Source organism: Kitasatospora sp. NPDC048365, from assembly GCF_043200835.1.
In the GTDB taxonomy this organism is placed as follows: Bacteria; Actinomycetota; Actinomycetes; order Streptomycetales; family Streptomycetaceae; genus Kitasatospora; species Kitasatospora terrestris.
The window spans coordinates 1-8,145 of record NZ_JBICYJ010000096.1 but is presented as its reverse complement, the minus strand read 5'-3'; the positions used below and the strand labels follow the sequence as shown (position 1 = coordinate 8,145).

At 69.3% G+C, this 8,145-nt stretch carries 9 protein-coding genes and 1 pseudogene; 6 read left to right on the top strand and 4 right to left on the bottom strand.

The genetic code is table 11. The features are described 5' to 3' along the window. The first annotated feature begins 104 nt into the window (after positions 1-104). The 5 genes from ACGFX4_RS41075 to tpg all read left to right on the top strand — a co-directional run bounded on the left by ACGFX4_RS41075 (position 105) and on the right by tpg (position 4,608). Positions 105-950, top strand: a complete 846-nt coding sequence (locus tag ACGFX4_RS41075; protein WP_393086302.1) for an IS5 family transposase — start codon at positions 105-107, stop codon at positions 948-950. 212 nt (positions 951-1,162) lie between these two features. After that, complete coding sequence (locus ACGFX4_RS41070) at positions 1,163-1,519, top strand: hypothetical protein (protein ID WP_393086300.1); 357 nt, start codon at positions 1,163-1,165, stop codon at positions 1,517-1,519. Positions 1,520-1,550: 31 nt separating this feature from the next. After that, positions 1,551-2,819, top strand: a complete 1,269-nt coding sequence (locus ACGFX4_RS41065) for a helix-turn-helix domain-containing protein (RefSeq protein WP_393086298.1) — start codon at positions 1,551-1,553, stop codon at positions 2,817-2,819. Between the two features lie 20 nt (positions 2,820-2,839). Then, positions 2,840-3,964, top strand: a complete 1,125-nt coding sequence (locus ACGFX4_RS41060; protein ID WP_393086296.1) for a hypothetical protein — start codon at positions 2,840-2,842, stop codon at positions 3,962-3,964. Positions 3,965-4,062: 98 nt separating this feature from the next. Further along, positions 4,063-4,608 carry a telomere-protecting terminal protein Tpg gene (gene tpg / locus ACGFX4_RS41055; RefSeq protein ID WP_393086294.1) on the top strand — a complete coding sequence of 182 codons (546 nt, stop codon included), beginning with the start codon at positions 4,063-4,065 and terminating at the stop codon, positions 4,606-4,608. Between the two features lie 653 nt (positions 4,609-5,261). On the opposite strand, the gene ACGFX4_RS41050 is transcribed toward tpg, so the two are convergent. The 3 genes from ACGFX4_RS41050 to ACGFX4_RS41040 form a co-directional block, all read right to left on the bottom strand. Beyond that, positions 5,262-5,651 carry a transposase gene (locus ACGFX4_RS41050; RefSeq protein WP_393086292.1) on the bottom strand — a complete coding sequence of 130 codons (390 nt, stop codon included), beginning with the start codon at positions 5,649-5,651 and terminating at the stop codon, positions 5,262-5,264. Then, a complete protein-coding gene (locus ACGFX4_RS41045) occupies positions 5,554-6,009 on the bottom strand; it encodes a transposase (protein WP_393086304.1) in 456 nt (151 codons plus the stop codon). The genes ACGFX4_RS41050 and ACGFX4_RS41045 overlap by 98 nt, the downstream gene beginning before the upstream one ends. A gap of 351 nt (positions 6,010-6,360) precedes the next feature. Beyond that, positions 6,361-6,945, bottom strand: coding sequence for a hypothetical protein (locus ACGFX4_RS41040; protein ID WP_393086290.1), 585 nt, complete (start codon positions 6,943-6,945; stop codon positions 6,361-6,363). 574 nt (positions 6,946-7,519) lie between these two features. Between ACGFX4_RS41040 and ACGFX4_RS41035 the strand changes: the two genes are divergently transcribed. Further along, positions 7,520-7,975, top strand: a complete 456-nt coding sequence (locus ACGFX4_RS41035) for a hypothetical protein (RefSeq protein ID WP_393086288.1) — start codon at positions 7,520-7,522, stop codon at positions 7,973-7,975. Between the two features lie 86 nt (positions 7,976-8,061). On the opposite strand, the pseudogene ACGFX4_RS41030 reads toward ACGFX4_RS41035, so the two are convergent. Next, positions 8,062-8,145, bottom strand: a pseudogene (locus ACGFX4_RS41030) (transposase); the annotation flags it as partial.

Below are 8,145 nucleotides of genomic sequence, written 5' to 3'. Positions count from 1 at the left end.
GCCGCCCTGTGCGTATCTCACGCTCTACGGCTACCGGCGCGGACCGGCCGCCGTCAGGTGAACAGCTCCGACTTCACCCGATCAAGTTCAGTAGCAGTTGAGTTATGACGAATGAGCCGCGGCGCAAAGCGTATCCGAGCGACCTGTCCGATGCCCGGTGGGCTCTGGTGGAGCCGGTGCTGACCGCTTGGCGGGCCGAGCGGCAGAAGGCCTCGCTGGGTCTCGGAGGGAAAGTCGCCGACCTGCGGGAGGTGATGAACGCGATCCTCTATGTGAACCGGACCGGGATCGCCTGGCGCTACCTGCCGCACGACTTCCCGCCCCACACCACCGTGTTCTCGCACTTCAGCGCCTGGACCGCGGACGGCACGATCGAGAAGCTCGGCATCCGACTGCACCGGCTGGTGCGGGAGAAGGAAGGCCGAGACCCCGAACCGACCGCCTGCGTGATCGACGCCCAGAGCGTGAAAACCGCACCCAGCGTGCCAATCGAAACTCAGGGCATCGATGCCGGCAAGAGGATCGTCGGCCGCAAGCGCAGCATCGTCGTCGACACGCTCGGCCTGCTTCTACTCGTCATGGTCACCGCTGCGAGCGTCTCGGACAACGACGCCGGCAAGCAGCTCCTGACCCAGCTCACCGCGTCGCACCCCACGATCACCAAGGCCTGGGTCGACACCGGCTACAAGACCCAGGCGATCGAGCATGGAGCGAAACTCGGCATCGATGTCGACGTCGTCCCACGAAACGCCCAGGTCAAGGGCTTCTCGGTCGTGCCCCGTAGGTGGGTGGTCGAGCGAACCTTCGGCTGGATCATGATGCACCGCCGACTGGCCCGCGACTACGAGACCAAACCCGAGCACTCCGAGAGCATGATCCGCCTCGCGATGATCTCGAACCTCGTCAAGCGAGCAACGGGCGAAACCGTCATAACCTGTCACAATCCATGAAATATCCCGCATTCGAGCAGGACGTCCTCTCAGGGATGTCCGGCTAGTGGGGAGACCCCCGTCCGTGTGGTGGGGAGACCCCTGTCCGAGACGGCTGCGGGTTGGCCGGCGCCTCCGATGTCCTTCGACCCCTAGAGGAAGAATCTTCAAATCTTAGATATTTGTATCTAGGCTGCTTGAAGATTCTAGGGTTTACTTGCTAAGGTTCCTTCATGACTTCCTATGGTGAGGATCTTGCGCGGGTCGAGACCGAGCTCAGCGAGGCGGAGCGGGACCGGGACCTGCTGGGTGTGCGGATCGAGGGGCTGAAGGCGCAGCGGGAGGCGCTGCGCAAGCTCGTCGAGGTGTCGCCGGTTCCGGAGCAGTCGCTTCAGGACCTGACCAAGGCGGACGCGATCGTGAAGATCCTTCAGGCGTCGGAGAAGCCGATGTCGCTGGGGGAGATCGCCGACGCGATGACCGGGGCGGGCAAGAAGACGAACAGCAACGGCGCGTCCGTGTACATCGACGGGCTCCTGAAGGCCGGCCGGGTCGTGCGGGTGCAGCGAGGCCAGTACCGGGCGGCCTGACGAAGACCGCCCGAGGAGGGAGGACGTGGAAATGACGGGTACCTCATCCGATGCGCCGGACGCGATCGACGCGCTCCTTGGCGCGGGGCCGCGCCGCCAGGTGGTGCTGCCCGAGCCCGCGGAGCGCGAGCGGCTGCGCACCGAGTACGGGCTGACGAAGGCGGAGACCGCCAAGGCGTTGAGCGTCAGCACCAGCACCCTGGCTGCGTGGGAGTCGGGCCAGCGCGATCCGCAGGGCGAGGGCCGTGTGGCGTACGCGCGACTGCTGGAGGGCATCGCCGCCCGCCTCGCCCCCGCCGGGCCGCAGCCCGCCTCGCCGGCCGCCGCCGTCCCGGCGCCTGCCCCGGTGACAGCTCCCGCCCCGATCACGCCCGCACCGGTGCCCAGCACCGATGTCGTGGTCGAGCTGGACCGGACGGCGGCCGGTGAGCTGGTCGCCGGGCCGCCGGAGCCGTGTGTGCGGTGCGGGCGGCCGACGCCGTACCGCTCGCAGGGCCGTCCGGTCCACATGGGCGGCTGGTGCACGAGCGCCCCGGCCGGGCAGCCGACGGCGGCCGCCGCCCCGATCGCGGAGCAGTCGGCCGCGGGCGCGCCTGCCGAGTCGTCGGTGCCGGTCGCTTCGGTCGCTGCGCCCCGCCAGGTGGCCCCCGCGGCCGGTCCGGTGGCTGCGTCGCGCCGCCCGGTCTCGTCGCGTCCGGCGTCGTCGTCTCGGGTGCGCAAGGCCCCGGCCAGGACGGCAGCGGCCAAGGCTGAGAGCCCGTCCGACTGGGAGGCCGCGGCCGCTGCCCGGTTCCCGGCCGGTCCGCTCGCGGTGGTGGACGTCGCCCCGTCCGGTCGCGGCCTGGCCGCGTACCTCGCCGACGGCACCCAGGCCCCGACTGCGCCGACCGGGCGCACGGTGGCCGACGTCGTCCAGTGGGCACTGGAGTCCAGGTTCGGCTCCCCGCGCCTGCACCGGCACGGCAAGGACGGCGACGCCCTGGTCGTGCTCACGGATGCCGCCCTCGCCGAGCTCGGCCTGCCTGCCATGGGCCGGGACGAGAAGAAGGACTTCGTGCAGCGCCTGGGCCAGCTCCCGAAGTCGCACAAGGCCGTCAAGCAGGTCGAGAAGTCGGGCTGGCTGCTTACCCAGCGGGGCCTGGGTCCGTGGGCGCGGGTCTACCGCACCCCGGAGGACGGCAAGCGCCAGTGCGTGCAGCTGTGCATCCCGGCGTGGGGCGCCCTCGCGTCGGGCGGCTGGCAGATCCCCGACGGCCTGGACGCGCCCGGCTGCTGGGCACCTACGCGACCCGTGTGCTGACCCCGCGCGGATCGACTGCCGTGTCCGGTCTGGAGCTGGTCACCGCGCTGCGCCCGCCCACGAAGGCGGTGCGCACCGAGGCCGGCTGGACGTCGGGTGCGGTGGAGGGCTCCCGCCCGAAGGCGGCGTTCGACCCGGCGCCGCCGGAGGTCCCGGACGTGCACCCGCTCGCCCAGGACCGCGACGCCTTCGGCGAGCTGGTCACGGAGGCGTGGGACTGGCACCGCGACCTGACCGACACCGAGCAGGCGGCGCCGTTCGCGGTCGGCCTCGATGTGAACATGGCCTTCCTCGCCGCCGCCGGCCGCCTGACCCTCCCGCTGTCCGGCCCGGTCCACGAGCTGAACCCGGACTTCGACCCGAAGATCCCCGGGAGCTGGCTGGTCGACCTGTCCGGCCTCGACACCAACCCGCTGCTCCCCAGCCCGTTCACCCCGGACGGCTCCCGCCCGGCCGGCCCGGCCTGGTACTCCACGGTGAAGGTCGCCTACGCCGTCGAGCTCGGTGCCCGGGTCCAGCCGACCGAGGGCTGGCTGCGACACGAGAGCGGCCCATACCTCGACCCGTGGCACAAGCACCTGCGGCAGGCGTACCTGGACACGATGGCCGCGCTCGGCGTGCCGCTGAACCTGGCGGACACCGACCCGGTGGCGTTCCTGGACGCCATGGCGAACCTCAAGACCGGGGACCCGGCGGAAATCGCCGTCCTCACCGCGATCAAGCAGACCGCCAAGGGCACCATCGGCAAGATGCGCGAGCGCCCCCGCTGCCACGGCTACAAGCCCGGCGAGCGCTGGGCCGCACTCGAGCGGCCGACCTGGGACCCGCTGATGCGCGCCCTGGTCATCGACACCGCCACCGTCAACCTCCACCGCAAACTCCGCAAGATGGCCGGCCACACCGGCCTTCACGCCATCGCCGTCCTCTCCGACTGCGCCGTCTTCGCCGCCCCCGGCCCCGGCGCACTCGACATCCTCACCACGCCCGACGGCACCCTCACCACCTCGCTGCGCCTCGGCGTCTCGCCGGGGATGGTCAAGTTCGAGGGCTCCCGGCCGATGGCCGAGATCGCCGAGCTGCTCGCCGACGACGCCAACCCGGCCCGGCACATCAAGACCGGCGGCGCCGTCTCCGCCGACGAGTAATTCCCGCGCGGCCCGCCGGTACCTGCCCGGCGGGCCGCCCGCCCACGATCACCACCGCCAGCAGCGGCCGCCGACGTCGGCGGCCGGGAAGGAGAACAGTGAGCCGGGAGATCGACGAGGGCCTGGAGCGGGCCGAGCGCACCAAGCCGATCCCGCAGTCCGTCCCCGCCCGGATGCGCTTCCTCCTCAAGGGCGCCAAGGGCTCCACCAAGCAGCTTGCCGCCGACCTCGGCGTCTCCCAGCGCACCGTGCAGCGCTGGCTCAAGGGCCAGGGCACCCCCAAGCCGGCCGCCGCGAAGGCCATCGAGGCCAAGGTCCGCGCCGGATGGCAGCCGCGGGTGAAGCAGCGGGTGCGCCGCGACGCGGAGAAGAACGGCTTCATGCTGCACATCCAGGCGACCTTCGGCTACAGCGCGGCCGGCGGCTCCACCGACGACCCCCGTGAGCGCACCATCACCCAGAAGATGCCCGGCCAGGTCGCGCAGCGGCTGTACGCGGCCCGCGACGCCGGCGCCTCCCAGGCCGAGCAGGAGCGGATCCTCGCCGAGGGCCTGCGCGAGCACTACTTCAAGGACAACGGCCACCGCGCCCGCGGCCTCGACGTCGGGCTGAACGACATCGCCTGGATGGACGTCGAGCTGTAGTGCCGCAGTTGGGTGGAGGGGATCGGTGCGCGTGTGTGACTGAGCTCTTCAGTTGGCCGGTGAGCGGTTGAGTTGGCCAGCTGAGAAGCCGTTGTCTTTCCGAGAGTGACGGCTGCGTTTGATCTGGTCAGGCATAGGGTCGGTGTTTCGGCGGCAGAGACGAGGTGTTGTGTCGTCTCTGCGGTGGAGGTGCCGGGATGCCGTCGGTGATGGGGCTGTTGGAGGAGCGTGAACGTGCTGCTCGGCAGCGGGTGGAGAGCCTTCAGGTCGAGCTGCGAGAGGCGGAGGCCGTGTGGGAGCGGTTCGTGATCGCCCGTGAGACGGTGGCGGAGGTCCTGTCTCTTCCTCACGGAGGCGAGGAGGAGCCACCGGTTGTGGTGGCCGGTGAGGGGCCGGCGCGGGCCGTAGCGGTGCCCGGTTCCGTGGTGCCGCAGTGGTGTGAAGGGCTCGGCGTTGGTGAGCTGGCGCCGGATTATCAGCGGCTCGTGAAGGCGCTGACCGGTGGGAGCCGGGCCGGTGGGGAGGTGATGGACTGTCGGCAACTCGCGGTGGCACTCGGTCTGGAGCCGTTCCGGCGAGGGTGGAAGGGGTGCGGTCGAAGGCGAAGCGGCTCGTCGCGCGGGGCTGGCTGGCGGAGGAGAAGCCGGGCATGTTCAGTGTGGCCGTCGGGCGAGTCGGCGGCTCATGACCATGCTCATCGACCATCGGATCATCGCCTCCGAGGTGTCGGTGCGGCCCTCGTAGTCGCGGGCGAGGCGGCGTGAGCGCATCAACCACGCGAACGTCCGCTCCACCAGCCACCTTTTGGGTAGCACGACGAAGCCCATGGTGTCGTCGGTACGTTTGACCACGGTCAGCGCGATCCGCAGGGCGTCGCGAGCAAGGTCCACCAGGCGTCCGGTGTAGCCGCCGTCCGCCCAGACCAGCTTGATGCGCCAGTGCCGTTCACGCAGCCGGGCTAGCAGCGCCTGTCCCGCGTCCCGGTCGGTGGCCGAGGCCGCGGTGACCATCACCGTCAACAGCAGCCCCAAAGTGTCCACCACGATGTGCCGTTTGCGGCCGTTGACCTTTCTTTGCGCCGTCGAAGCCCCTGCTCGCGGCGGGCACTGATGCGGCGGCCTTGACCGACTGCGCGTCGATGATCCCGGCGGTCGGCTCCGGGTCCCGGTCGGCGGCCTGGCGGACCCGGTCCCGCAGCCGGTCGTGGAACTCGGCGACCAGGCCGGTGTCGCGCCACCTTCGGAAGAAGGCGTAGACACGATCCCACTCGGGGAAGTCCGCCGGCATCGCCCGCCAGGTGATACCGCCCGCGGCCAAGTAGCGCACTGCGTCGACCATCTGACGGTGGCAGTAGCCCTCCGGCTGCCCGCCCCGGCCTTCCAGCCAGGCGGGGACGGGCATCGCGTCGCGCACGACGGCCCACTCCGCATCGCTCATGTCGGACGGATACCTCGGTCGCCTGTGCGGTCGGTCGCCGGCATTCCCGAACTGATGGGCGAGGCAATCACACTCAGGTGAAGCCGAGTTGGCGTCAGCCGGTGCGAGGCCATAGGACAGCGACAACAGGGCCTCCTGATGTGCTCAAGGCCTCAACAGCCCCGAGCTGCATCAGAGGCCCTGTTTTCATGCACGGACAGACCGAAGATCGCCCGACCGAGCCGCCGCACTCGAACCCATGCTCACCGAGATCGTTACGGCAACTGCTTCTAAACGGCCGCACGTCCTTGGGCCGGTGGGCCGTTCGCTTATCAATCAGAAGGGAGGTTCGAGATCGCCGCGGCCATCGCTGTGTGGCCCGCAGTCCCAGGGCTCCTCCTGAAAAGGTTCAATTTCAGAGACGTCGTGGCCCCATGCTTCGAGGGCCTTCCAGGCAATTCGCCGGTTAGGGGCGTCGCTGCTGGTGTCCAGGATGCGGCGCGCGTGCACGGCGAGGTGATCGCGGTGCTGGGCGAGCGCGGGGTGTTCGGCGAGGATGAGCGCGGCGAGGCCGGCGGCTTCGCGCACGTCCTCGTGACTGTCCTGCAGGAAGGGCGCGACGGCTCGATAAAGCATCGGGCGCAGGCCCCGGAAGGCCGCCACGATGCTGCCGGGAGTGAGGAAGCCAGGGAAGTACTGCTCGATGCGGTCGACAATCTCGTCGGAGGCGTCGTAGGCCGTGGAAACCAACCAGTTCAACAATGTCGCGCGGAAGGGGACGCTGCGGTACGGCCGAAGGGTCATGGCCGCCGGGTGGGTGAGGACGCCGGCGACATACATGGCGACGGGGGCGGTGGCTTCGTAGATGGTGTTTTGGTGGCCGACCAACTCACTCAATTCCGACAAAGCGGTGACCTGCACCTTGGGATCAGGCTCCAGCAGCCGTGCCAGGACTTTGGGCAGGCACTCACCGTTCCCGAAAGCTGTCTGGAGCGAACCCCAATCAGTCTCTGCTAGGACTACCTGGTAGGGCGGCAAGTCAGGCTCGCGGGGCGCCCCGGCCGTGAGGCTACTGTGGTTCACAGGCCAAAGCTAGACCAGACTTCTGACACGATTTCTGTCCGGGCCAGTTAAGAAGCCGCTGCCCTTCCGAGAGTGGCGGGTGCGTTTGCGCTGGTCAGGTATGGGGTCGACGCTTCGGCTGCAGGGACGAGGTGTTGTGTCGTCTCGGCAGTGAAGGTGCCGGGATGCCGTCGCTAGGGCCTCCCGGTGTGCTCAAGGTCTCGACAACCCCGAGCTGCACCAGAGGCCCTGTTTTCATGCACGGACAGACCGAAGATCGCCCGACCGAGCCGCCGCACTCGAACCCATGCTCACCAAAATCGGTACAACAACGGCTTCTGAGCGTTCGGCTTGCTGTGGCCCGTCGAGATGGATGTCACCCGGTCGCGATATCTGTCAGCGGCGTCAGTTCGGCGGCTGCCATCATGCTGAGATGGCCCACGACATAGTGTTCTTCCTCGCTTCCGACGACGAGACTGCCGCTGCGACGCGCCTACGGGGACCTGGTCAGGCCTTTGATTCTGTGACCTGCCGTTTCATCGAGCCGGACAGCGCCATCGCCGAGTGGGACATGTTCTTCGAGGAGCCCTCGGCCGAGGCCCCGCCGCTTGAGCGGCTTCATGGGTGGCGACCGTGGCCGGCGTGGGTCACACCCCCCTTGAACGATGGTGTTGAGGTGTTCGCTCTGCCGCAGCGGTTGACCCGGGCATTGGCCGGCGCCAGCTCCGCCGAGCTGGAGGAGCTGGCAGGCCGCTGGACCACGCGACTCAGGTCTGCAGACGGGGACGATATGACCGACGATGATCTACTGGCGGTCCTGCAGGGGGTGGTCCGGCTCGCGGCGTCTGCGGTGAGCACGGGTGGTCGCCTCTACAGCTGGAGCTTCTGACCGGTCGGCACGGTCAACGCTCAACCGGCCAACTGAAGCGCCCAGCCGCAGCGTGCGGCGGCGCCGCCCTGCACACTAGTGCCGCATCAGGCAACGTTTGCCCTGGTGACGACCTCGCGCAGGCGTTCGTCGGCGGCGTGCTTGTTCCGCCAGGTGATGTAGCGGCGGAT